At 66.1% G+C, this 23,194-nt stretch carries 23 protein-coding genes; 13 read left to right on the plus strand and 10 right to left on the minus strand.

What is annotated here, in order from left to right; genetic code table 11:
- Nucleotides 1–40 precede the first annotated feature (40 nt).
- The 5 genes from ACFWO8_RS16590 to ACFWO8_RS16610 form a co-directional block, all read right to left on the minus strand.
- Nucleotides 41–745, minus strand: coding sequence for a TetR/AcrR family transcriptional regulator (locus ACFWO8_RS16590; RefSeq protein WP_378951046.1), 705 nt, complete (start codon nt 743–745; stop codon nt 41–43).
- Between the two features lie 135 nt (nt 746–880).
- Nucleotides 881–1,387 carry a nuclear transport factor 2 family protein gene (locus ACFWO8_RS16595; protein ID WP_378951049.1) on the minus strand — a complete coding sequence of 169 codons (507 nt, stop codon included), beginning with the start codon at nt 1,385–1,387 and terminating at the stop codon, nt 881–883.
- Complete coding sequence (locus ACFWO8_RS16600) at nt 1,384–2,280, minus strand: LLM class F420-dependent oxidoreductase (RefSeq protein WP_378951052.1); 897 nt, start codon at nt 2,278–2,280, stop codon at nt 1,384–1,386. Before ACFWO8_RS16600 ends, ACFWO8_RS16595 begins: the two co-directional genes overlap by 4 nt.
- A gap of 2 nt (nt 2,281–2,282) precedes the next feature.
- On the minus strand, nt 2,283–3,107 hold the full coding sequence (locus ACFWO8_RS16605; RefSeq protein ID WP_378951057.1) for an SDR family NAD(P)-dependent oxidoreductase: 825 nt from the start codon (nt 3,105–3,107) through the stop codon (nt 2,283–2,285).
- Nucleotides 3,104–3,253: a hypothetical protein gene (locus ACFWO8_RS16610; RefSeq protein WP_378951060.1), complete on the minus strand. Its 150-nt coding sequence runs from the start codon at nt 3,251–3,253 to the stop codon at nt 3,104–3,106. The genes ACFWO8_RS16605 and ACFWO8_RS16610 overlap by 4 nt, the downstream gene beginning before the upstream one ends.
- A gap of 182 nt (nt 3,254–3,435) precedes the next feature.
- On the opposite strand from ACFWO8_RS16610, the gene ACFWO8_RS16615 reads away from it, so the two are divergent.
- From ACFWO8_RS16615 to ACFWO8_RS16635, 5 genes are all read left to right on the plus strand, one after another.
- On the plus strand, nt 3,436–4,977 hold the full coding sequence (locus ACFWO8_RS16615) for an LVIVD repeat-containing protein (RefSeq protein WP_378951063.1): 1,542 nt from the start codon (nt 3,436–3,438) through the stop codon (nt 4,975–4,977).
- Nucleotides 4,978–5,006: 29 nt separating this feature from the next.
- The gene (locus ACFWO8_RS16620; RefSeq protein WP_378952012.1) at nt 5,007–5,603 is read left to right on the plus strand and encodes a DUF305 domain-containing protein; all 597 of its coding nucleotides are present in this window, start codon (nt 5,007–5,009) and stop codon (nt 5,601–5,603) included.
- A gap of 49 nt (nt 5,604–5,652) precedes the next feature.
- Complete coding sequence (locus tag ACFWO8_RS16625) at nt 5,653–7,248, plus strand: GMC oxidoreductase (RefSeq protein WP_378951066.1); 1,596 nt, start codon at nt 5,653–5,655, stop codon at nt 7,246–7,248.
- Nucleotides 7,249–7,672: 424 nt separating this feature from the next.
- A complete protein-coding gene (locus ACFWO8_RS16630) occupies nt 7,673–8,203 on the plus strand; it encodes a GNAT family N-acetyltransferase (RefSeq protein ID WP_378951069.1) in 531 nt (176 codons plus the stop codon).
- 958 nt (nt 8,204–9,161) lie between these two features.
- The gene (locus tag ACFWO8_RS16635) at nt 9,162–10,382 is read left to right on the plus strand and encodes an amidohydrolase family protein (RefSeq protein WP_378951072.1); all 1,221 of its coding nucleotides are present in this window, start codon (nt 9,162–9,164) and stop codon (nt 10,380–10,382) included.
- 108 nt (nt 10,383–10,490) lie between these two features.
- Here ACFWO8_RS16635 and ACFWO8_RS16640 read toward each other — a convergent pair whose 3' ends face one another.
- Nucleotides 10,491–10,883 (minus strand): pyridoxamine 5'-phosphate oxidase family protein, encoded by a 393-nt coding sequence (locus ACFWO8_RS16640; RefSeq protein WP_378951075.1) that lies wholly within the window; start codon nt 10,881–10,883, stop codon nt 10,491–10,493.
- Between the two features lie 172 nt (nt 10,884–11,055).
- A complete protein-coding gene (locus ACFWO8_RS16645; RefSeq protein ID WP_378951078.1) occupies nt 11,056–11,970 on the minus strand; it encodes a TIGR03619 family F420-dependent LLM class oxidoreductase in 915 nt (304 codons plus the stop codon).
- 258 nt (nt 11,971–12,228) lie between these two features.
- Here ACFWO8_RS16645 and ACFWO8_RS16650 point away from each other — a divergent pair, with 258 nt between their 5' ends.
- The 6 genes from ACFWO8_RS16650 to ACFWO8_RS16675 all read left to right on the plus strand — a co-directional run bounded on the left by ACFWO8_RS16650 (nt 12,229) and on the right by ACFWO8_RS16675 (nt 17,512).
- A complete protein-coding gene (locus ACFWO8_RS16650; protein WP_378952015.1) occupies nt 12,229–13,425 on the plus strand; it encodes a CaiB/BaiF CoA transferase family protein in 1,197 nt (398 codons plus the stop codon).
- A gap of 4 nt (nt 13,426–13,429) precedes the next feature.
- The gene (locus tag ACFWO8_RS16655) at nt 13,430–14,233 is read left to right on the plus strand and encodes an enoyl-CoA hydratase/isomerase family protein (RefSeq protein ID WP_378951081.1); all 804 of its coding nucleotides are present in this window, start codon (nt 13,430–13,432) and stop codon (nt 14,231–14,233) included.
- Nucleotides 14,230–14,943 carry a TetR/AcrR family transcriptional regulator gene (locus ACFWO8_RS16660; RefSeq protein ID WP_378951084.1) on the plus strand — a complete coding sequence of 238 codons (714 nt, stop codon included), beginning with the start codon at nt 14,230–14,232 and terminating at the stop codon, nt 14,941–14,943. The genes ACFWO8_RS16655 and ACFWO8_RS16660 overlap by 4 nt, the downstream gene beginning before the upstream one ends.
- Before the next feature lie 176 nt (nt 14,944–15,119).
- On the plus strand, nt 15,120–15,911 hold the full coding sequence (locus ACFWO8_RS16665; RefSeq protein ID WP_378951087.1) for an alpha/beta hydrolase: 792 nt from the start codon (nt 15,120–15,122) through the stop codon (nt 15,909–15,911).
- A gap of 123 nt (nt 15,912–16,034) precedes the next feature.
- The gene (locus tag ACFWO8_RS16670) at nt 16,035–16,286 is read left to right on the plus strand and encodes a hypothetical protein (RefSeq protein ID WP_378951090.1); all 252 of its coding nucleotides are present in this window, start codon (nt 16,035–16,037) and stop codon (nt 16,284–16,286) included.
- On the plus strand, nt 16,283–17,512 hold the full coding sequence (locus ACFWO8_RS16675) for a CoA transferase (RefSeq protein WP_378951093.1): 1,230 nt from the start codon (nt 16,283–16,285) through the stop codon (nt 17,510–17,512). Before ACFWO8_RS16670 ends, ACFWO8_RS16675 begins: the two co-directional genes overlap by 4 nt.
- 63 nt (nt 17,513–17,575) lie before the next feature.
- Here ACFWO8_RS16675 and ACFWO8_RS16680 read toward each other — a convergent pair whose 3' ends face one another.
- Nucleotides 17,576–18,472 carry an HpcH/HpaI aldolase/citrate lyase family protein gene (locus ACFWO8_RS16680; RefSeq protein ID WP_378951096.1) on the minus strand — a complete coding sequence of 299 codons (897 nt, stop codon included), beginning with the start codon at nt 18,470–18,472 and terminating at the stop codon, nt 17,576–17,578.
- Between the two features lie 235 nt (nt 18,473–18,707).
- Between ACFWO8_RS16680 and ACFWO8_RS16685 the strand changes: the two genes are divergently transcribed.
- The gene (locus ACFWO8_RS16685; protein WP_378952018.1) at nt 18,708–19,586 is read left to right on the plus strand and encodes a TetR/AcrR family transcriptional regulator; all 879 of its coding nucleotides are present in this window, start codon (nt 18,708–18,710) and stop codon (nt 19,584–19,586) included.
- Between the two features lie 8 nt (nt 19,587–19,594).
- On the opposite strand, the gene ACFWO8_RS16690 is transcribed toward ACFWO8_RS16685, so the two are convergent.
- A complete protein-coding gene (locus ACFWO8_RS16690) occupies nt 19,595–20,401 on the minus strand; it encodes an enoyl-CoA hydratase/isomerase family protein (RefSeq protein ID WP_378951099.1) in 807 nt (268 codons plus the stop codon).
- An 18-nt stretch (nt 20,402–20,419) separates the two neighbouring features.
- On the minus strand, nt 20,420–21,268 hold the full coding sequence (locus ACFWO8_RS16695; RefSeq protein ID WP_378951102.1) for an SDR family oxidoreductase: 849 nt from the start codon (nt 21,266–21,268) through the stop codon (nt 20,420–20,422).
- A gap of 174 nt (nt 21,269–21,442) precedes the next feature.
- Between ACFWO8_RS16695 and ACFWO8_RS16700 the strand changes: the two genes are divergently transcribed.
- A complete protein-coding gene (locus ACFWO8_RS16700) occupies nt 21,443–23,128 on the plus strand; it encodes an FAD-dependent oxidoreductase (RefSeq protein WP_378951105.1) in 1,686 nt (561 codons plus the stop codon).
- The last annotated feature ends 66 nt before the right edge of the window (nt 23,129–23,194 follow it).

Genomic DNA, 23,194 nt, shown 5'->3' on the forward strand with positions numbered 1-23,194 from the left:
GGAGTGTGGGGCCGGCGCGACCGGCAGACAAAACACGGCGTCACCGGGTCGATAGTTGTTGGCCGTCACCGCCTGAGTGATCAGCGTGCGCCGTGCTGGTTTCGGGGGCCGCGTTGGGTGAGTCGGCCTGTGCCACCGTGGTGATCCAGAGCCCGATCATGTCGGCGGTCTGGTCGATCACCGCATCGCGGTCCATGCCCTCTTCTTCCATCTTGACCGAGCGCAGCGCGGTCGAGAAGCCCGCGTTGAGCACGATGTAGGCCATGGTGTCGACGTCGAGGCCGTGCGTCGGGCCCAGCGACTGGATCAGGTAGAGCTTGATGACCATTCGCAGCCGGGGTTCGAATTCGGGGATACCACTGCCGTAGAACTGCAGATCCGCCACCAGGGCGCGCACGAGCGGGCCGTTGGCTACGAGGATTTCGACCCCGATGCGGATGATCTCGGCAACCGCGTCGCGCCGGTGCCGGTCGACGACCGAAATGGTGAGCAGCCGACTGTATTTTTCCTCCGCCTGCACGAACAGGCTGTCGGTGAGCTCCTTGACGATCTCTTCGCGGTCGGCGAAATACCGGTACAGAGTGCCAATACTCATGCCGGCTTCCGCGGCGATCCGGTTGGTCGAGGTGTTGCTGATACCGCGATCACCGAACAGCTGAGCGGCCACCTCGAGAATCCGTGCTCGTGTCTCCTTCGCGCGATCCTGCTTGGGGCGTTTGCGCGGTGGATCGGCGTGGGTTGGCATCAGGTGGACCTCGAGAGAACGCGAAACAAAAGTGAGCGGGAACTCACATCATGATCACGAAAACGCCGAACTCGGTCAATTCCCCATGCCCGTAGTGATCTGGTCGGCAGCGACGGTGAAGCCGCGGGAGTCCGCTCAGGCGCCGCCGTCCTCAACGAAAGAATGACCACGCACGCCGGCCGCCAAGAGTCGGTGCGCGTCAGCGTTTCCGTCCAGGGCACGGCTCGTGCGGCGACGGACTCTCCAACCGTCGTCGGTACGTGCGAACAGCCAGTGATGCGCGGTTGCCCGTTGTACTACGAAGGAGCCGTCTCGGCGCAGAATCATCACCGAATAGCTTGCCGCGGTGGCGGAATCGCCGTCGACTGTGGCGTGTACCGGCCCCTGGAAATGCGCACATCCGCCTGCGATGAATCCCTGATGAGCCGACGAGCGCACCATCGCCGCGATGTCCGCCCGTCCTGACATGTAGAGGCCGTCGACATCGTAGACACCGTCGTCGGTCCAGATAGCCGCGACATCCTCGGCGGCGCCGTCGTCGACCAGGGGCCCGTAACGTGCGACGAGCCGGTGGATCTCACGCTCGTCCTCCAGTAGCCGCAGCCGTGATTCCAAGGCCGCCAACGCGTCTTCCACAGTCACTCCTTCTCCCCGTCCGATGCCTTCGGTCCACTGGATGGCTGCGACTCGAGCTGAGCCAAGTCGGCCAGCGTGGACAATTGAGCGCAGTAGTCGTCAATCGAGTCGGCAGCGATCGACACGTTCACCGTCGTGGCACCCGCGGCCACCGCTGCTTCGATGAGCTTTCCGGTCTTCGCCGGATCGCGTAATGGATCGAGCACCCCGGCGGACAAGACGACCTCGAAACCGTCCGGTAGATCCACGGATCGGAGCATCGAGTGCACCGAGGCATGCGACAGGCCGAAGGGCGCCCAGCCGTCACCTGATTCCAACGCTCTGCGAAGGGAACGCGCCGATCGACCTCCGATCCAGAACGGCACCCTGGCCTGGACCGCGTGCGGACGAACGAGCATGCCCGAAAACGCGTAGTGGCTACCCTGATATTCCGGCACTTCGTTCGACATCGCGCCACGCAGTGCGCGCAAAGCATCGTCGGCCCTTTCACCCCTTCCCGCGAACTCGACACCCAAGAGATCGAATTCCTCCGCCAACGACCCGACACCGAAGCCGAGGGTCAGCCGTCCCCCGGTGACGACATCGAGAGTGCCGTATCGCTTGGCGATTTCGAGCGGGTGGTGGTAGCCGAGCACCAGCACATGAGTGACGAATCGGATGTGCTCGGTCCGCGCCGCCAGGTACCCGAAGGTCGCCAAGGGGTCCCAATATGTCCCACCGCGTTGTTGTGCGACCTCGACGGGAACCGCGACGTGCTCGCTACAGGTCAGATGCGCGAAACCGAGGGTATCGGCGTGCGCGGCCATCCGAGCCAGGTCCGCGATGCTCGCCGTGGCTTCCCATGGTGAGTGGGCGCCGGGCACTCGAGTGACCACCGGCGTGACGATCCCGATGCGCATGATCAGCCCTGCCGACCGTCGGCCGCAGGCGCTTGCCGTGGCGGCAACAGCCGGAGCATGGCCTTGTGGTTCTTCAGGAGCAGGCCGGCGCGGTCGGGTCCGCTGCGTACCTGCACCATCTCCGCATTTCCACCAGCGATCCAGACCGGTCCGTCTCCGAGGTGTTCGAGCCCTTCCCGCGCGACCTCGTCGGGCTCGCTCACCATCATCCCGGGAATATCGAAATTCAATCCGGCCCGCTCCATGGCGGGTGTCCGTGTCACGCCGAGAATCAGTTCGAGAACGTCTACCCCGTGATCGCGCAGTTCCAGCCACAACGACTCCGCGAAGATCCGCCCGAAGGCCTTCGCTCCACCGTAGATTCCCTGCTGGAATCCGCCGAGGTAGCCACTCATCGAGCCGACCAGCAGCAGACCTCCTCGGCCCCTCCCCCGCATCTGGGCGCCGAAGTGGTGCGCCAGTGAGAGTTGCGCCGTGACGTTCAGATCGATCACGGTGCGGAACCGGTCGAGGTCGCCGAGGACGAATTCGGCGCCGCCGTAGCTGTTGGCGCCTGCGTTGAAGATCAGCAGTCCCACCTCGATATCGGAGGTGGCCGAGATGATCTCGGCGATCGACTCGTTCTCGGTGAGGTCGAGCGAGAGCGTGCGTACTCGAACGCCTTTCTTCCGCGCTCGTTCGGCGGTCTCCTCCAACGGCTGCGGCTTGCGCGCGATGAGAACCAAGTTGAGCCCGGCATCAGCGAGTAGATCGGCGAACGATGCGCCTACTCCCTCCGAACCGCCCGCGATCACCGCCCACGGTCCGTAGCGCCTCAGGTCGGTCACATCGCCTCCTCGTCGTTGCCGCTGTCGCCCGTCAGCATGCAGGGACTCGGCAGCGGCGGAAGGCCGTGTTCCCGCTGAACGGGACCTGAATTCCGTTCGTACCCCGAGGCGCGACGACGGAAGTTTCCGGCGACGGCTTCGGTCATGGGCACCCGATGAAGTACCCGAATCCTCCGAATCGGTCCCACACCGTCTTATGAGTGGTAGCGTCGCGCCATCAGTAACATGGTTACTCGTGGACGCGACTGAGCTGAGCCGCGTCTTAATACTGCAGCCGCCCAACATCTTCCATGAAAGGCGCCCCCACTCACGGGGCCGAAACCAACCCATGACTTCCTTGTTCACCCGGACGGCCCGACGCTGCGCCGCCGTTGCGGCGGTATCGCTGCTGATGCCCCTCGGTGCGGCGTCCACCCAGCCCGCCGCCGGTACACCGCCGGTGCAGGCAGTGGGCCAGGCGGACTGCCTACCCGATTCCCTCCCGGAAACCGGACTGCAGGGTGATGTGCCCGCCGCCGACCGTGACAGCGGGCGCACCCGTGACGGATTCCGATGCAATATGCGCCTGCTCGGTAGTTCGGCAGGCCGTGGTGGCGGCATCACCTCGGTGACCTACGACCACTGCGCCTATATCGGCACCTTCTTTCCTGGCAATCTGCTCGGTCCCGACATGGGTGTGCGCGTGCTCGATGTCGCCGATCCGACCGCGCCGGTACAGACCACGACCCTCACCGAACCAGCCATGCTCGCGGGGACTTGGGAGAGCCTCAAGGTCAACACGGCGCGAAAACTGTTGGTGGGCGCGGGTGTTCCCGCCCTGACCGGTGCCGGCCTGCTGTCGGTATACGACATCTCCGACTGCGCGCACCCGCGACTGCTCAACCCGGGTCCCGGAACCGATCTGGCGCTGCCGGTGCCGATCACCGCCCATGAGGGCGGCTTCTCCCCCGACGGGCGAACCTACTGGGCATCGGGAACGGCGCCCGGGCTGCTCAGCGCCGTCGATCTCACCGATCCGGCGAGCCCACGCGTGATCTGGCAGGGCCTGGCCGGGTTGTCGATGCACGGATTCGGTATCTCACCCGACGGCAACCGAATGTATCTGGCGAACAACATCGGCGGGATGAAGGTCCTCGATGTCAGCGCGGTGCAGCGGCGTGACGCCGAACCGCGCGTGCAGGAACTGGCCGACATGCCGTGGACCGACGGCTGGGCCACCCAGCATGCCATTCCCGTGACCTATCGGGGCGCGCCGTACGTCTTCACCGTCGACGAGGCAGGCTCGGGCGGGGTCAAGCTCATCGACGTCACCGACGACCGCCGACCCCGGCTGGCGCAGTCGATCAAACTCGCGATCAACCTGCCGGAGAACCAGGACAGCATGATCGCCTCAGCTTCGGGCGGCTCACTGTTCGCCTACGACGCGCACTACTGCGCCGCCGACCGACCGGCCGACCCCACCGCGCTGGCCTGCAGCTGGACCTCCTCTGGCATCCGCGTGTTCGACGTGCGCGACCCTGCGGCGATTCGCGAGATCGCCTACTTCAACCCGCCCGCGCGCACCAACGAGCACGCCGAACTGTGGAACTCACCGCACGCGCTCGCCTCGATCATCGGACCACCGCTGCTCGCGGCCCCGACCGTGGCCCAGGCGATGTTGCAGGGGCAGTTCGATCCGCAGCAGGCACTCAGCTCACGCACCGGCACACTGACTTTCGGCGATCTGTCCACGGACTGGTGCTTCTCGCCGCCGGAATGGCGTGGGAACCAGCTGTCGACCACCTGTGCCGACAACGGTTTCGTGGCACTCGAGCTCGCACCGACGGTGTACACCCCGCCTGCCGATCAGGCATCGACCACCGGGTCATGAACCGGCACAGGCTTTTCCGTGTGGCGGCTATGGCCGGTCTCGCCGCCTTACTGCTCGCGATGGGCATGGCGGTGCGGCCGGTGCTGATCTCGGATGAACCCCCGCGGCAGCCGGTGCTGAACGCGACCGAAATCTGCTTCGTGCAGGACATGGTTACCCATCACAGTCAGGCACTGATGCTGGTGCAGCGGCTCGACCCCGGTGTCGAGCCATCGGTGGCGACGTTGGCCGACCAGATAGCCGACACGCAGCGCACCGAGCTGGGAATGCTGCTCGGCTGGTTGCGGCTGGCCGGCGCACCGGTCACCGCCCCACATCCGATGGCCTGGATGCAGCAGTCCGGATCACACCCTCATCGGGCTGCCGCCGCATCACCGGACTCGAGCATGCCGGGAATGGCGACAATCGCGGAACTCGACCAGCTCGCCGCCGCCAGAGGCCCACAGGCCGAGGTGCTGTTCTTACGGCTCATGCAGCGCCATCACTATGGCGGCATCGAGATGGCCGCCGCCGCCGATGCGCTGCTCACCGGCGGCGAGGTTGAGCGCACAGCGCGCGGAATGCTGACCGAGCAGGGCCGCGAGGCCGGTCTGCTCGACCTACTACTCGCTCGACGTGGCGGCTGAACCTCCGCTCCTGTTCGTCGAACTACCCCTGACAATGAAAGTTGCTGACATGTCCGAGTTCACCCGCCGCTCACTGCTGACCGGCGCCGCGGCTGCCGGGCTCGCCCTGGCCACCTCGCGCACCGCCTCGGCACACAGCGGCATCGCGGTCCGCACCGGCGGCGTGCCGCTGACCAGGCACGAGCGCCGGGCCGTCGTCATCGGTTCCGGATTCGGCGGCGGCGTGACCGCGCTGCGGCTGGCGCAGGCCGGCGTCGACGTGCTGATGCTCGAACGCGGCAGGAGATGGGCGACCGGCCCCAACGCGGAGACCTTCCCGCGCGCCTCCCAACCCGACAAACGCCTGCTCTGGCACCGCTCCAACCCGGTACTGTTCGGCCGCCCGCTGGTTTTCGAGCCGTATGCCGGTCTGGTGGAGGCGGTGGCCGGGGCCGGGATGACCGCGTTGTGCGCCGCGGGCCTCGGCGGCGGCTCGCTGATCTACCAGGGCATGTCGCTGCAGCCCACCCGCGAGGTGTTCGAGACGCACTTCCCGGCCGAGCTCGACTGGGGGCTGATGGACCGGGTTCACTATCCACGGGTCGCCCGCATGCTCGGCCTGGCCACCGCGCCCGACGAGCTGGTCAACCACGAGAACTACCTGGCGGCAAGGATTTTCGCCGATCGCGTGCGCGCCGCGGGTATGCCGCTGTCGAAGATCCCGATGCCCATCGACTGGGACTACGCGCTGGCCGAACTGCGCGGCGAGATGAAGCCGTCCTATACCAACGGCGACGGCGCGATGGGTGTGAACAACGGCGGCAAGAACTCCGTCGACGTCACCTATGTCGCGGCGGCCGAGGCCACCGGCCGGGTCGACGTGCAGACCCTGCACGAGGTCACCGATATCGAACGCGCCCCCGACGGCCGTTGGGTGGTGCGGGTCGATCGACTCGACGTCGCGGGCACCGTGCTGGAGAACAAGATCATCACCACGCCCACGCTGGTGCTCGCGGCAGGCAGCCTCAACACCACCCGGCTGCTCGTGCGGGCGGGCGCGAAGGGCCAGATCCCCGACCTGCCCGATGGGCTCGGCGGCGGCTGGGGCACCAACGCGGACCGAATCTATGTGTGGCGCAACCCGTCCGCCGGATTCGGCACCGCACAGGGCGGACCGGTCGTGTACGGCAGCCTGAACTGGGACGACCCGAAGTCGGCGTTCACCGTCATCCAAGCCTCGATTCCGCCGCTGGCCGTCGATCCGGGCAGCACGATGCTGGTCGGCTACGGCGTGAGCAGTGGGCGCGGCGAGTTCGTCTACGAGTCGGGCACCGACAGCGCGACCCTGCGCTGGCCAGGCGACGGCGACCGGGCAATCCAGGACGGTCACATCGACCCCGCCGTGCGCCGCATCGCCGGACCCGACAGCATGCTCCTCGACACCAACTCCGTATTCCCCTCCACCTGGCATCCGCTCGGTGGCGCGAATATGGGCACCGTCTGCGATCTGGACGGCCGGGTGCTCGGTCAGCGCGGTCTCTACGTCATCGACGGCGCACTCATGCCCGGAAACACCGCCGCGTGCAACCCGTCGATGACGATCGCCGCCGTCGCCGAACGCGCGCTCGACAACATCGTCCACACCGACGTGGGCACGGTGATCTGAGCCGTCGACACCCGTCGCCGCACACAACTGCCTGGCGCGCGAGGTCCAGGATCACGCCGGCCCGCGCACGTCGCCGCATTGGCGAAATGCGCGGGCCGGCGCGACCTGACGTCGCGCACCCCGGTGGCCAGGTCCGCAAGCAGCGCGCGGACGAGGTTGGCCGGCCGCAGCCAGGCTCCCTGGCAAAGTTCGGCCAGACGAAGCGAGAGCAGCCTCGCACGCTCGGCCGACGGACGGCCCACAGCAGTGATGACGGCCTGCTCCCAGTCACCGCTCCCCACAATCGCCGGCCAGCGGTCCGCCATCTCGCCGACCAAGTCCAATCACTTCGGGCGACGCCCTCGACTGTGGGATAAACCTCGATATGACGTCGCACCCGAGCCCGGTACCCGGGGCCTCGCCTCGGAATTCCTCCACTGCACCCGTGAAGCACGCTCGGCAAGTCACCGAGGCCTCCAGAACTACTACGCTCGTCCCACATCGGTTCGACCACCCGGTCTCCGTCCAGCTGATGGCGGAGTACGCCAAGGAGCGTCGGTCGATGGTCGGCTTCGACGATCCCCCGAATCTCGATCGACCAGCGCAATACGAACCCCATCAAGGGCTGTTCATAATCGCGTACACCGCAGGCGAGCCGGTCGCCTGCGGCGGACTCCGCACGTCATCACTTACCGAGCGGACAGCCGAGATCCGGAAGATGTTCGTGGTGGCGAACCATCGCAAACGCGGGGTGGCCCGGCTCGTCCTCTCTGGTCTCGAGCGATTCGCGTTCGAGCACGGCGTAGCCCGGATCGTCCTGGAGACCGGCTCGTACAACCAGGCCGCTATGCGCCTCTACGCCTCGGCCGGGTACACACCGATCCCGCCCTATGTGCCAGGTCGGCCTGATTTCAACCGAGCCTTCGCTAAGCCGTTGAAATCAGAGCCCGTCCCGCACCAAACAGGAACGTGCTGAACGTATGGCTGCGGAACGCTGATTGCCCGCGACACGACGCTGACCGAACTACCCGACCCCTGGTTCGCCGAGAAGGCAGCCAGACCACAGGACACACCACGCGGCCGCTCGAGAACTCAGCGAGTCATCGGCGCATGGTTCGGACTACTGTTCATCAAACTGATAACAATACCGTTGCCCTATTGGTAGCGTCTCCGAGAGGCCTACTCGAACCCTCGTCGCGCTCGACAATGCGCCGAACCTCCGCCGAGCCGAGCTTCGCCCACGGCCGAGGCTCCCGCCAGGCGTGGGATCCCCTGTTGCATCCACGCTTGCAGATCGAGGTAGACCATGGCCACCGAACAGCGGCAACTAGATGAGTTGGGTTACTACCTATTGGCCGGCTCAGGCGAGACGGTCCGGTCCACCTCACCGACGACGCCCGCAAGGGCGAGGCACTCGGACCGGACTACCTGCCCGCGACCTCGCCTATTTCACCGGTACCAGCCTGGACCCCGACACGCGAGCGGCGTGCGAGGAAAGCCTCGTAGATGTGTACCACCGGGCACTCCTCGACTACGGCGTCACCGGATACACACCCGAAATGTGCTGGCAGGATTACAGATTCGGGATGGTGCAGGCCCCGTTGATCATCGCTCTCGGTGCCGCCTTCGCAACACCGACAGCGCGTGGCGAAGAAATCTTCCTTGTCATGTTGGAGCGTAGCTGCCGGGCGATTCGGGATCTAGGGACACTCGCATTGATCGGCGCGACGGACTGACGCGCGGGACGAAGACCGCAGCCCGATTGAAGTCGGACTTGCGCAGGGTCGTACCGTAAGGGGTACAGTAAGTCAAACGTTTACGCCCGCGATGGTCTCCCCGGAGGTCTCGACGGCGTCGTCCGTGTCGGATGCCGATCGCCCGGTTTCGACGACGGAACGGCTCCGACGGCACAACCGGTTGCGAAAGGACACAGAATGACAAAGCTGGACTATCAGGCAGTCGATGTCGACAACCACTACTACGAACCACTGGACGCGTTCACTCGCCATCTGCCCAAAGAGTTCAAACAGCGCGGGGTGCAGATGCTCAATGACGGCAAGCGGACGCTGGCGGTCATGGGCGGAAAGGTCAATCAATTCGTCCCCAACCCGACGTTCGACCCGATCATCGAGCCGGGTTGCCTCGACCTGCTGTTTCGCGGCGAGATTCCCGAAGGTGTCGATCCGGCCTCGTTGATGAAGGTAGACCGTCTGTCGGAGCATCCCGAGTACCAGAACCGCGACGCCCGCGTCACCGTCCTGGATCGGCAGAACCTCGAGACCGTCTTCATGCTGCCGACCTTCGCCTGCGGGGTGGAGGAAGCGCTCAAGCACGACATTCCCGCGACGATCGCCTCGGTGCACGCTTTCAATCTGTGGCTCGATGAGGACTGGGGATTCGATCGTCCCGACCACCGCATCATCTCGGCGCCGATCATCTCGCTCGCCGACCCGGTGGCGGCAGTCGAGGAGGTCGAGTACGCGCTGGGCCGTGGCGCCAAGATGGTGCTCGTCCGCCCCGCGCCCGTACCCGGCGTGACTCGCCCACGATCCCTCGGAGACCCGCTCCACGACCCGGTGTGGGCCCGCCTGGCCGAAGCCGGCGTGCCGGTCGGCTTTCATCTGTCCGACAGCGGATATCTCGCCATCAACGCACTGTGGGGCGGCACGGCGACATTCGAAGGGTTCGGGAAGAAGGATCCGCTCGACCAGATCCTCCTCGACGACCGCGCGATCCACGACACCATCGCCTCGATGATCGTGCACCAGGTGTTCACGCGTCACCCGAAGCTCAAGGTGGTCAGCATCGAGAACGGCTCGTATTTCGTCTACCGGTTGATCAAGCGTTTGAAGAAGGCCGCGAATACCGCGCCGTACCACTTCACCGAGGATCCGGTGGAGCAACTGAAGAACAACGTCTGGATAGCGCCGTACTACGAAGACGACGTCAAACTCCTGGCCGAGACCATCGGCGTGGAGAAGGTCTTGTTCGGCTCCGATTGGCCGCACGGCGAGGGGCTCGCCGATCCGACGACCTTCACCGCGGATATTCCGCAGTTTCCGGAGTTCTCTTACGAGGACACACGAAAAGTGATGCGCGACAACGCACTCGACCTGATCGGCTCGAATATCGGCCTGGAATCACCCAGCCGCTGATCAGCGGGATGATCGAGCGCAAGCGTGCGGCTCCCCCGTCACCGACGGGGGAGCCGCATCGCGTTTCGGGGATACTGCGGGCATCGCGTCACAGCACTCGGACAGCCGTCACTTCGCCGTGAACTTGGTGACGTCGAGAATCAGCACGACGCGATCGTCAACATCATCGGGCAGCCCGGCCTCGGTGTCACCGTACAACTCGTTCAGCTCACGATAGAAGACCCCCTCGTCATCTCCCAGGACCGTGACCAGCCATCCCTGCGTCTGCAGCGATCTGCCGGGGATCTCCGGGTCGGTGATCAGAAAGGAGTAATTCGGGTTGGCCTGCAAACTGGTGAACTTGCGCCGTGGGATCGTGTGACTCATCCGCAGATGCGCACCATCCCATTTGAAGCGCATCGGCGCCAGGTCGGGGGAACCGTGCGGGGTCACAGTTCCGAGCACACCGACGATCGGCCGCTGCAGGAGGTCTTCGTACTCCGCTGGCACTCTCGAGTTCATGAGGGACTCCACTATCGATTCGCAGTGAGATATACCGTCCCGCACCAGCGTGCTGCTCTTCGCCGCAGCGAGAATCGGTATACCGTCCTAATTACAGTATGTACTACTGTATACCATCCCCGAGGGGCGGTCGCCTGAAGTTGCCTGCTCGACCCACCAGTCGCATCGCAGGTCAACCCCCTGCGATGACCCGCTCCCCGAAGCACTTCACAAACTGCGCGGCAGCGGTCGGACTCGAGCCGTCGACGTGCACAACAGCCCAGGTGGCGCCACGCTTTTCCAGGTCGGCCAGATACACCGACGCCGCTCGCACGGTATCGGCATCGCCGAAGTCCAGGTGCGGACACACGACCTGGATGTCAACCGCGTCGGCATCTCGGCCCGCTGCCGCCAGGCCATGGCGCAGGTCAGCCACGGCGGCACCGAACACCTCGGCGTTCTCGATAGCGGTCGTTCGCATGGCGGCGGCCATGCCCGCATCGGCGATGATCGGCATCCACCCGTTCCCGTGCCGGACGACTCGACGCCGAGCCGCCTTGCCGTTGCCCCCGATCCAGAGCGGCGGGTGCGGGCGCTGCGCCGGAGGTTGCAACCACAGAGGTCCCGGTGCACCGAAATTCATTCCGGCAACAGGCGTTTCCGGGTCGGTCCAAATATGACGGAGGGCGCCGAGCGCCTGGTCGAGTAGTTCACCGCGCCGCTCATGGTCGACGCCCACCGCGGCGAACTCGGCACGCAGGTATCCAGCTCCGACACCGGCGATCAAGCGACCGCCCGACACGATGTCCAGACTGCCCAGAGCTTTCGCCGCAAGGTACGGGTTACGAAATGGCAGCACATACAGATTGGTGAGCAATCGAATACGTGCGGTGAATCCGGCCATGTAGCTCAGGGCCGCGATCGGGTCGAGAGTGTTGTGACCGCCGTTGCGCCGCCACTTCAGCGAAGGCGCCGGGTGCTCGCTGAGCGCCACCGCGGCAAATCCGGATTCCTCGGCCTGGCTGACGACATCACGGATAACCGCGGGCTCCAAGAATTCGTCGGATGCCGTCGGCAGCTCAGCGGGATACTCGAGAACGTACTTCATTGCGCGAATTCCTTTGTCCAGATCACCGCGCACGCCGTTGTGCACGACAGCGTGCCACTGGCCGACGAACCACATCGAGTGCAACAGTGACCAACTCGGTCTCTCTTACTGTATACGTTACAGTACAAGGTCCATGCCAGAGCGGCGCGGTGACGAGCGATGATGAGGTGAGCTGTGCACATCCCTGTTCAGGACGAGTCGGGAGGTCCGCTGGCCGGGATTACCGTCGTCGCACTCGAGCAAGCGGTGTCGGCACCGATGTGCACCCGCGCCTTGGCCGATCTGGGTGCCCGGGTGATCAAGATCGAGAACCCACGCGGCGGCGATTTCGCGCGACACTACGACGACGTGGTGCACGGGCTCGCCGCGCACTTCGTCTGGGCCAACCGTGGCAAAGAGTCCATCGCTGTCGACCTCAAGCATCCGGACGGGATGGCGGTATTGCACCGGCTCCTCGCGACCGCGGATGTTTTCGTCGCCAACCTCGCACCCGGGGCGACCGCGGCACTGGGGATCTCACCGACCGAACTCGCGCAGCGGCACCCGGACCTGGTGGTGATGGAGATCGACGGATACGGCGCGGGGGGACCTCTGTCGCACAAACGCGCCTACGACCTGTTGATCCAAGCCGAGTCCGGAGTCTGCGCGGTCACCGGTTCGCCGGGAGCCCCGGCCAAGCCGGGCCCACCCATCGCGGATGTGGGCTCAGGTTTGTACGCCGCGCTGACGATCCTGGCGATGATCTGTGGCAAACGGTCATCCGCCGGGCGCACCGGCGATGGCACCGAACCCGCCCCGTTCACCCGCGCATCGGTGAGCCTGTTCGATACCGCCGCGGAGTTGATGGGCTACCAACTCACCTACACCCGCCATACCGGGGTAGATCAGCAACCACTCGGGATGAGCTCCCCCGCGGTCGCCCCCTACGGCGCCTACCGCACCGCGGACGGCGAGACCGTGGTCCTCGGCACCACCAACGACCGTGAATGGCAGCGCCTCGCCCGGGATCTGCTCGACCGGCCCGACCTTGCCGAGGACCCACGCTACGCGGGCAACCTCGACCGGGTCCGGCTACGGGCCGAACTCGACACCGAGATCGCCCGATGGTGTGCGCGCTACGACGCGGACACCATCCAGTCGCGGGCCGACGCGGCAGGAATCGGGAATTCTCGTTTCAGAACGCCGAGCGAGGTGATCGCGCACCCTCATTTGGCGGCGCGCCGCCGATGGCGGGAGATCAGCACTCCCGAGGGTCCGGTGACCGCACTGTTGCCGCCTCCGGTCATCGCGGGCTTCGCACCGCCGATGGGTGCGGTTCCCGGGCTCGGCGAGCACACCGAAACAGTCTTGGCAGCAGCAGGATTCGCACCATCCGACATAGCGGCACTCCGTGATCGCGGTGCGATCGGCACCACCACTTCCCGCCCGTCCGGCGTGACGGCGACGAAAGGATGATCCAGTGACAGACGAACCTGTGTTGCTCATCGACCACACCGCCGGCGTGCGCACGCTGACACTCAACCGTCCGCGTCGAAAGAACGCGATCAGCACCCCGCTGTGGCACGCGCTGCGGGCGGCACTGGGTGACATCGCGAACGACCCTGCGGTGCGTGCCGTTGTCCTCACCGGGGCAGGCGAATCATTCTGTGCGGGAGCCGATATCGCCGCGACCGAGGGCATGGACGAGTTCCCTGATCCGGCTCGCGAATTGCACACCATCAACGAGACCGTGCGGCTGTTGCACGAGCTACCGGTGCCGACGGTGGCAAAGGTGCGCGGCGTCGCGGTCGGCGCGGGGTGGAACCTCGCGCTGGCCTGCGATCTCGTCGTCGCGACCCCCGAGGCACGGTTCTGCCAGATCTTCGCCCGCCGGGCGCTGTCGGTGGACTGCGGTGGCTCATGGCTGCTGCCCAGGCTCATCGGCTTACAACAGGCCAAGCGCCTGACCCTGCTGACCGAGATGATCACCGGCGAACAGGCCGACGAGCTCGGGCTTGTCACCTGGCTGCAACCGGTCGAGACGATCGATGAGTTCGTCCACGACATAGCCGCCAAGCTGGCGGCGGGACCGCCCGTCGCGCTGCGACAGACCAAAGACCTGCTCAACGCCGGAACCGATCGAACGTTGTCCGAGGCGCTGGATGCCGAAGCGCGGGCCGCCGGTGTCAACCTCACCGGTGCCGACGTGATCGAAGCCTTCGCCGCCTTCGCCGAAAAGCGTGACCCGGTATACGCCGCCGCCGACCAGCAAGTCGCGCCATGACCGGTCGACAAGTCGGGCAGCCACGTCGCAGGCGCGAACGCGGATCGCTCAATCCCGCTGACATCATCGACGGCGCGTTCGAGCTCGCCGAACAGGTCTCGGTCGACGGGCTCAGCATGCCGTTGCTCGGCAAACACCTCGACGTCGGCGTCACGAGCATCTACTGGTATTTCCGTAAGAAGGACGACCTGCTCAACGCCATGACCGATCGCGCGCTGCGCCAGTTCATCTACGCGGTGCCGTACCCTTCCGTCGAAGCACACGACTGGCGGGAGTCGCTGATGCGTCACGCGCGCACCATGCGCCGCGCCTTCCTGAGCAATCCGATCCTGTGCGACCTGGTCCTGATCCGTTCGGCGCTCAGTCAGCATGCGGCGAGACTGGGCGCCGAACAGGTGGAGCGCACGGTCGCGAGCCTCGTCAAGGCCGGGCTCTCCGTCGACGAAGCCTTCACCGTCTACTCCGCGGTCAACCTGCACGTCCAGGGCTCGGTGGTCCTCCAACGACTCCACGACAAGAACCAGGAGCTCGGCAGCGACGCGACCGCCTACTATGACGTCATCCACGTCGACCCCGAGACGACTCCGCTGCTCGCGGCCGCCATGGCCAAAGGCAGGCGGACGGGAGCGCCGGACGACCAGAACTTCGAGTGGGGGCTGCAATGCATCCTGGATCACGCGAAGCGCACGATCGAGGGGCAAGATCGATGAGGCAGCCGAATGACTACGACGAGATGGTGGCCTGAGCGTCCGTGGACGAACGTACCGACTTTCACCCCGACCTCCGTCTGGCCCGATACCTGCCACACACGGCTGTCGGAGCACGGTCGGTAGGTCTCATCAGGAAACTGACCGCTCGCAGCGGCAAACGACCACCGTCGAAAGGCGTGCTCGCGCAGGTCGACACGAATGTCACGGTCCGGCTGTTCCAGCCCCGCCGCCCCCGACCGAAAGCACCCGCGGTTCTGTTCGTACACGGCGGCGGATATCTCATCGGCAATGCGGCGATGGGTGACGGATTCTGCCGACAGGTCGCCGACGAACTCGGCGCGGTCGCGGCCTCGGTCGAGTACCGGCTAGCACCTGAACACCCGTTCCCCACCCCACTAGAGGACTGCTACGCGGCGCTGCGCTGGCTGGCAGCTCGACCGGATGTCGATGCCCGGCGGATCGCGATCGTCGGCGAAAGTGCGGGCGGCGGGTTGGCCGCCGCATTGGCCCACCTCAGCACCTGGAGCACTGAGGTCCGTCCTGTTCTCCAGGTGCTGTCCTATCCAATGCTCGACGACCGGACCACCGGGCGCACCTACCCGTCCCCCGGCCGGCTGCGGATGTGGAACGAACAGAGCAACCGGCTCGGCTGGCGTTCCTACCTCGGCCCTGCCGGTGACGACATATCGCCGCTGGCGGCGCCGGCCCGCTGCGAGAACCTTGCCGCGCTCGCACCGGCCTGGATCGGCGTAGGAACCAACGACCTGTTCTACGACGAAGACCTCGTCTATGCCGAACGCCTTCGGCAGGCAGGCGTTCCCTGCACCCTGCGGGTGGTGCCCGGCGCTTACCACGGCTTCGACCTGGTCGAGAAGTGGACGCCGGTCGCGCGCGCCTTTCCGCGCGCCCGACTCGAGGTACTCGACGCGGCACTCAACGGCGATGCGGGCATCGCGCACGCCGGGTGAAGTCCGAGCCCGGTCCCGCAGCGCTTTCCCCGGGAGCCGATGCTTGCTACCTTGTTCAGCGCTGGCAACGGTAATCTCTACCGTATAGCAAACAGTATTGAGTGAAGATGGAGTGCGAGGCCGATGAGCGATATCGACTACCACGAGCCGATTACGCCCTACTCGTCCACGATCGTCGAGGTGCTGCACCGCACCGCGCGCGCTCATCCCGACAAGCCGCTGCTGCTTTGCGCCGACGAAGAACTGAAGGTTCCGACAGTGTGGGTATTGCTCGACTCCCCCGATCGCGTACCCCGCGGAACGACCGGCGAAGTCGACGTCGTCGGCCTGCGGGAAAGCCTCGCTGCCGCCCAGCCCGCGAGCACCCTCCGATGAACGAGACCGGGAGATCGGCGGCGCGGCCGTTGGCCGGGGTACGGGTGGTGGAAATCTCCAGTTTCGTCGCCGCACCACTGGCAGGGATGACCCTGAGCCAACTCGGTGCCGACGTGATCCGGGTCGACCCCATCGGCGGGGCGGCCGACTACCATCGCTGGCCGATCACCGACGACGGTGCGAGCATCTACTGGACCGGCCTCAACAAGGGCAAGCGCTCGGTCGCGGCCGACCTGCGCTCCGGCGCTGGGCAACAACTGATCTCGCGCCTGATCACCGGCGGCGGACCGGCAGGCGGAATCTTGCTCACCAACACCGTGGGGCGGAGCTGGCTCGACTACGACACGCTCGCCGCGCAGCGTCCTGATCTGATCCGGCTCGAAATCCTCGGACGTGCCGACGGATCGACTGCCGTGGACTACACCGTCAACGCCGCGGTCGGTTTTCCGATGGTTACCGGACCCGCCGAGCACGCGGGGCCGATCAATCAGGTTCTGCCCGCGTGGGATCTGCTCTGCGGAATGTACGCCGCGCTGGCGATCACCGGGGCCGTGCGGCACCGCGAGGCGACCGGGGAGGGCAGCCGGATCACGCTGCCGCTGGAGGATGTCGCGCTGGCGACGGCGGGAAATCTCGGTTTCCTCACCGAGGCGATGCTGTGCGAGACGCCGCGGCCGCGCCTGGGCAACGCCATCTACGGCCAGTACGGTCAGCATTTCACCGGGGCCGACGGTGCCACGTTCATGATCGTCGCCCTCACGTCCCGGCACTTTCACGCACTCACCGAACTCACCGGAACCCGCGCCGTCGTCGACGCGCTCGCCACGGCCTTGGACGCCGACTTCACCGACGAGGGCGCCCGGTACCACCACCGTGATGTCCTCACCGGCCTGTTCACGCCGTGGTTTCGCGCCCGCACGGGCGTCGAGATCACGGCTGCGCTGGAACGGACCTCGATCCTGTGGGAGCGCTACCGGACATTTCACGAAGTCGCCGGTGATCCACGAGTCACCGCGAATCCATTGTTCGCGTCGATGTTGCAACCGGGCATCGGCACCTACCTCGCACCCAGCGCCCCCGCTTCGGTGAACGGCTCCCACACCGCGCCGCAGCCGGCCCCACGGCTCGGCGAACACACCGAAGCCGTGCTGCGCGAGCAACTCGACCTGTCACCGACCGCCCTCGCGGAATTGCGCGACGCGGCCGTCATCGCGACCGAAAGTTGATCTCGCGGCGAGGGCGCGGAATTCCCGCATCCTCGCCGCGTGCCGCATCGCCGCGACCGAGGATCAGGCGTGCCGCCGGGTGGCGAGTAGCGCCTGCGCCCTGGCCAGATGGGGTCGATCCAGCAGAGCTCCCCGATAGCCGATCGCGCCGGCCTCGGGATCGGCGGCGAACAGATCCACGATCTCCTTGGCAGCGGCCACTTCCTGATCGCTCGGCGCGAAGGCCGCGTTGATGACCTCCACCTGGTCCGGGTGAATGGCCAGCATCCCCCGAAAGCCCTCGCGGCGGGCCTTTTCGGCACGCGCACGCACACCGTCCAGATCGCGATAGTCGCCGTAGATGGTGTCGACGGCGGCCACCCCGGCGGTCGCCGCGCCGACCAGACACAGACTCCGCGCCAGTTCGTAGGTGAAGCCGTAGCCTCCGTCGGGACCGAGGTTCGTACTGGCGCCCAGCGACTCGGCCAGGTCTTCCACACCCCAGGTGAGCGCGGTCAATCTCGGTGCGCCCCGATAGGTTCCGGTGGTGAAGACGGCTTCGGCGGATTCCGGTGCCAGCACGATCACGCCGATCTCGCCCGGTTCGGCACCGGAGGCGACCTCCAACGCGGACACATAGTGGTCCAGCGTCCGCACGTCGTGGCCACCACGTGATTTGGGCAGCATGATCCCACCCGGTCGCGCGGGCACGATCGCGGCCAGATCCGCCAGTGTGTACGGCCCGTCGAGCGGATTGACTCGAACCCACAGTCGTCGGCGGTCCGAATCCGAGTGTGCTGCGAGGAAATCCGCGGTTCGTTGCCGGGCGGCGGGCTTCTCGGCGGCCGCGACGGCGTCCTCGAGATCGATGAGCACGATGTCGGCGGGGCCGGCGGCCGCCTTGGCCATCTTTCGGGCACTGTCACCGGGGGCGAACAACCAGGACCTGGCGTCGAATCCGTTGGGTCCGCTACTGGTCATGATCTACCCCTACTGTGTCGAACACATTACTGTATTGAATACAGTAATGCATCTATCGAATGTTTTCGACGCGCTGCCGACACTGGTTCGCCCCCTCCCCATGATCGGCTCGACGACCCGATAGAATGCCCCCCGGTAGCATTTACTGTGGCGCGTACCACCGGTATCGGCGGCACAGCGCCGACAACAGGTGACGTCGGCAACCCAGGGACTTCACAAAGGTGGTTACGGCATGGTGAAACAGCAAGCGGCAGCGGAGAAACGGCAGCGGCGCGAGCGGGGCTCACTCAACCCCGAGGACATCATCGACGGCGCATTCGAACTCGCCGAAGGTGTTTCGCTCGACAATTTGAGTATGCCGATGCTCGGCAAGCATCTCGATGTCGGAGTAACCAGCATCTATTGGTATTTCCGCAAAAAAGACGATCTCCTCAACGCCATGACCGATCGCGCACTGCAACAGTATGCGAGCGCGGCCCCGTTCATCGAGGCCAGTGACTGGCGCGAAACCATGCGCAACCACGCCAGGACCATGCGGGAGACGTTCCTGGGCAACCCCATTCTCTGCGATCTGATCCTCATCCGATCGGCACTCAGCCCGCGAAGCGCGCAACTCGGCGCACAAATGACCGAGCAGGTGATCGCCGGCCTCATGGAAGCCGGTCTGCCGCTCGACGACGCCGTGGATACCTACTCGGCGATCCAGTTGCACACCCGCGGATCCATTGTCCTGCAGCGGCTCTACGACAAGAACAAGGAATCCGGTAACGAGCGCGGTGCGTACTACGAGCACCTCACCATTTCCCCGGAAGCCACACCGCTGCTGACCGACGCGGGCGCGCGAGGCCACCACAGCGGCGCTCCCGACGATCACAATTTCGAGTACGGCCTCGAGGCCATTCTCGAGCGGGCGAGCCGATTGATCGACGGGCCGCCGTCAGCGCCGAGCAAGAAGGCCACTCCTGCCAAGAAGGCGGCCGCCGGACCGGCGAAAAAGACCGTGGCCGCGAAAAAGACCGTGGCCGCAAAGAAGACCGTAGCGGCCAAGAAAACAGTGGCAGCGAAAAAGGTCGCCGCCCCGCGACGCAGCAAGTCCGCCGCCAGGGCCGAATAACGGGCGAGCTATCGGTCGCCGTCGGGTCGGCGGACGTTCCACGCCCCGGTGAAGGCGGCTTCTCGTTTCTGCGCGAACGCCGCATACGCCTCGGGGACATCGGCTGTCGCGAAGTTGACTGCTTGCGCACGCGATTCACTGGCAAGCGCCTCGTGCATCGTCCGGTCGACGCCCTCGTTGAGCAGCGCCTTGGTCTGTGCGACGGCGATCGGCGGGGCGGCCGCCAGCCGGTCGGCGACCCGGTCGACGAAGTCGTCGATCTCGGCCTCGGGGGTGACCCAGGTGAGCAGGCCGAGCGCGAGCGCCGTGGCGGCATCGATCGTCTCGGCCAGCAGTGCCAGCCGCTTGGCCTGTTGCACGCCGACGAGCTTGGGCAGCAGCCACGATCCGCCGCAGTCGAGCGAGAGCCCGCGGCGGGCGAAGACCTGGGAGAACGTCGCATCCGGTGTCGCGACGACGAGGTCGCACCCCAACGCCAGATTCCAGCCGGCGCCGACGGCGACACCGCGCACTTTGGCGATGGTGGGCACCGACAGATCGTGCAGCCGCTGGGCGACCTCCGAGATCGCCTGCAGTTTGGTGAACGGCGCGGCGTAGGGATCGCTGTCGACGACGTCGGCGCCGGAGCAGAACGATCCACCTGCCCCGGTGAGGACGACCGCTCGCACGGTGGGGTCGTGCGCGATCGTGTCCAGCGCCTCGCGCAGGGCGATCCACAGACCGATATTGATCGCGTTCTTGCGATGCGGGCGATGCAGTGTCAACGTGCACACCCCGCCGCGCCGCAACTGTTGCAGCACAAGCTCTTCCGTCATCGTCTCGGACTTCCTGCGCTAGAGGAAAAGATCGACGGTCAGCGGAGCATCGCCGGGAACGGCCCGATACCTGTCGAGGTCGGTGATCCCGTGCTCGGCCAGCACCTCCTCGTCGATCAGGAAGTTGCCCGTCATGTGTTCGGCGGGCGAGGTGAGCACCAGATAGGCGGCATCGGCACAGATGGCGGGCGTGCGTGAGGTGGCGATCCGCTGCTCGCCGCCGGGCCGGTTCCGGATCGCCGCCGTGGCGATCGTGGTGCGCGGCCACAGCGAGTTCACGCCGATACCGTCGGCGCGCAGTTCTTCGGCCAATCCCAGCGTGGTCAGCGACATACCGTATTTGGCGATGGTGTAGCCGAGATGGGCACCGGCCCAGCGTGGATCGAGATTCAGTGGTGGCGACAGAGTCAGGATGTGCGGGTTGCGTCCGGCCAGCGCGGACTTCTTCAATGCCGCGAGGGCGAGCTTGGACAGCAGGAAGCTGCCTCGGCAGTTGATGTCGAGCATCAGGTCGTAGGCCTTCATCGACAGGGCCTCGGTGGTGGACAGGTCGATCGCCGAGGCATTGTTGACCACGATGTCGATCCCGCCGAAGCGTTCGACCGTCCGATCGATCGCCGCCGCGACCACCGCGTCGTCGCGCACATCACCGACGACCTTCAAAACGGTTCCACCGGCCTGTTCGAGTTCCGCTGCCGCGGTGTGCACAGTGCCCGGCAACTTCGGGTGGGGCTGATCGGTCTTGGCGACGAGGGTGATGTTCGCCCCGTCTCCGGCCACCCGCTTGGCGATCTCGAGGCCGATGCCGCGGCTACCGCCCGACATGATCAGGGTCTTGCCCGCGAGTGGCTTGTCACTGTCCGGCATCACCGGCTCCCATCTGTTCGACCTTCCGGGCCGCGCGTCGTCGCCGAGGAATGACTACGAATGCCTTCCAGTTGCCATTACAGTAATACCACCAGTCACCATTGCGCGCCAGCAGTCGGAGACCCGATCGGCCGGAGTGACTGGGCATTTCACTCTCCTGAAGGAGCAGCACACATGGCCTATGTCATCACCCAGCGTTGTTGCAACGACGCCACCTGCGTCGCCGAGTGCCCGGTCGATTGCATTCGCCCTCGGCCGGACCACCCCGAATTCGCGACGGCCGAAATGCTCTACATCGACCCCGACACCTGCATCGATTGCGGTGCGTGCGCGGATGCGTGCCCGGTCGAGGCGATCTTCCCCGAAGACAGCCTGACCGCGTCGCTGGCGCGATTCCGCGATATCAACGCCACCTATTTCCAGCATCATCCGCTCGGCCCGACGTTCGATTCGATCGTGCCCGCGACCCGCCCACCGAAGGATCTGGGCACGCTTCGGGTCGCGATCGTCGGCGCCGGACCCGCCGCGTGCTACGCCGCCGATGAGCTACGGCGTCGCTGCGCCGCCGAGGTCGAGATCTTCGACAGGCTGCCGACACCGTGGGGCCTGGTGCGCGCCGGGGTCGCCCCCGATCATCCGGGCACCAAGACCGTGACACGGTTGTTCGAGTCCGCGTTCCGTGGCGACGCGGTGGGCTTTTACCTGAATGTGGAAGTGGGCAAGCACATCTCCCACGAGGAACTCATGGTCCACCATCACGCGGTGCTCTATGCCGTCGGCGCGTCGAGCGACCGTCGGCTGGGTGTGCCCGGCGAGGATCTGCCGGGTTCGCATTCGGCCACCGAATTCGTCGCCTGGTACAACGGCCACCCCGACTACGCCGACCGCGTATTCGACCTCTCCGGGCCGCGCGCGGTGATCGTCGGCAACGGCAACGTCGCCCTCGACGTTGCCCGCGTGCTGACCGTTGCGCCGGACGAGCTGGCCGGGACCGATATCGCCGACCACGCCCTCACGGCGCTGCGCGACAGCAACATCCGCGAGGTCGTGCTACTCGGGCGGCGCGGCCCGTTGCAGGCCGCCTACACCGGTCCGGAGTTCATGGCGCTGCGCCATCTCGACGGTGTCGACGTGATCATCGACGAGGCCGATCTCGCGCTGGACCCGCGCGACCGTGCTGTCCTGGACAATCCGGACGCCGGGCCGTCCCTGCGTTTGAAGTACGCCCTGGCCGAGGAATACGCGGGCGACCGAACCGACCCCGGGAACAAGCGGATCGTGTTCCGCTACTTGACTTCTCCGACCGGGATCCGCGGCAGCGGTCGGGTCCAATCCCTCGAGTTCGCCCACAACGAACTGGTCGACCGGGACGGACAGCGGGTGGCGCGGGCCACCGATCGCATCGAGCGTCTGGAGACCGGCCTCGTACTGCGTTCGATCGGGTATCGCGGAGCCGCTGTGCCCGATCTGCCCTTCGATGAGGCCCGAGGTGTGGTGCCCAACGAGCACGGGCGCGTCATCGGCGCGGACGGGTCCTCGATCGCCGGCGTCTATGTCAGCGGCTGGATCAAGCGTGGGCCGCGCGGTGTCATCGGGTCCAACCGCGTCGACTCGGCGGAGACCGTCGAGCACCTCGTCGCCGACTTCGTCGCGGGCCGACTCACCGCGCCCACCGGTGATCGGGCCGCACTCGCGGCCCTCATCGACGAGCGGCAGCCCGATGTCGTCGACCGCGCGGGATGGAAAGCCATCGACCTGGCCGAGCAGGCCGCGGGCACGCCGGACGGCAGGCCACGGGTCAAACTCACCGACCACGACGATCTGCTCGACGCGGCACGGACAGCGAAGGTGCCGTCCTGAACGAACCGACCGCCGCTTCGATCGGCGAAGCGGCGGTCGGTCGAGTTCTGCGGGTGAACGTTATCC

Source organism: Nocardia sp. NPDC058480 (assembly GCF_042720495.1).
In the GTDB taxonomy this organism is placed as follows: Bacteria; Actinomycetota; Actinomycetes; order Mycobacteriales; family Mycobacteriaceae; genus Nocardia.

Excerpts from the sequence above, each read along its gene's own strand:
- ACFWO8_RS16590 (WP_378951046.1), bottom strand. The coding sequence starts at position 745 with ATGCCAACCCACGCCGATCCACCGCGCAAACGCCCCAAGCAGGATCGC.
- ACFWO8_RS16600 (WP_378951052.1), bottom strand. The coding sequence starts at position 2,280 with ATGCGCATCGGGATCGTCACGCCGGTGGTCACTCGAGTGCCCGGCGCC.
- ACFWO8_RS16610 (WP_378951060.1), bottom strand. The coding sequence starts at position 3,253 with ATGACCGAAGCCGTCGCCGGAAACTTCCGTCGTCGCGCCTCGGGGTAC.
- ACFWO8_RS16615 (WP_378951063.1), top strand. The coding sequence starts at position 3,436 with ATGACTTCCTTGTTCACCCGGACGGCCCGACGCTGCGCCGCCGTTGCG.
- ACFWO8_RS16620 (WP_378952012.1), top strand. The coding sequence starts at position 5,007 with ATGGCCGGTCTCGCCGCCTTACTGCTCGCGATGGGCATGGCGGTGCGG.
- ACFWO8_RS16625 (WP_378951066.1), top strand. The coding sequence starts at position 5,653 with ATGTCCGAGTTCACCCGCCGCTCACTGCTGACCGGCGCCGCGGCTGCC.
- ACFWO8_RS16635 (WP_378951072.1), top strand. The coding sequence starts at position 9,162 with ATGACAAAGCTGGACTATCAGGCAGTCGATGTCGACAACCACTACTAC.
- ACFWO8_RS16640 (WP_378951075.1), bottom strand. The coding sequence starts at position 10,883 with ATGAACTCGAGAGTGCCAGCGGAGTACGAAGACCTCCTGCAGCGGCCG.
- ACFWO8_RS16645 (WP_378951078.1), bottom strand. The coding sequence starts at position 11,970 with ATGAAGTACGTTCTCGAGTATCCCGCTGAGCTGCCGACGGCATCCGAC.
- ACFWO8_RS16650 (WP_378952015.1), top strand. The coding sequence starts at position 12,229 with ATGTGCACCCGCGCCTTGGCCGATCTGGGTGCCCGGGTGATCAAGATC.
- ACFWO8_RS16660 (WP_378951084.1), top strand. The coding sequence starts at position 14,230 with ATGACCGGTCGACAAGTCGGGCAGCCACGTCGCAGGCGCGAACGCGGA.
- ACFWO8_RS16670 (WP_378951090.1), top strand. The coding sequence starts at position 16,035 with ATGAGCGATATCGACTACCACGAGCCGATTACGCCCTACTCGTCCACG.
- ACFWO8_RS16675 (WP_378951093.1), top strand. The coding sequence starts at position 16,283 with ATGAACGAGACCGGGAGATCGGCGGCGCGGCCGTTGGCCGGGGTACGG.
- ACFWO8_RS16680 (WP_378951096.1), bottom strand. The coding sequence starts at position 18,472 with ATGACCAGTAGCGGACCCAACGGATTCGACGCCAGGTCCTGGTTGTTC.
- ACFWO8_RS16690 (WP_378951099.1), bottom strand. The coding sequence starts at position 20,401 with ATGACGGAAGAGCTTGTGCTGCAACAGTTGCGGCGCGGCGGGGTGTGC.
- ACFWO8_RS16695 (WP_378951102.1), bottom strand. The coding sequence starts at position 21,268 with ATGCCGGACAGTGACAAGCCACTCGCGGGCAAGACCCTGATCATGTCG.
- ACFWO8_RS16700 (WP_378951105.1), top strand. The coding sequence starts at position 21,443 with ATGGCCTATGTCATCACCCAGCGTTGTTGCAACGACGCCACCTGCGTC.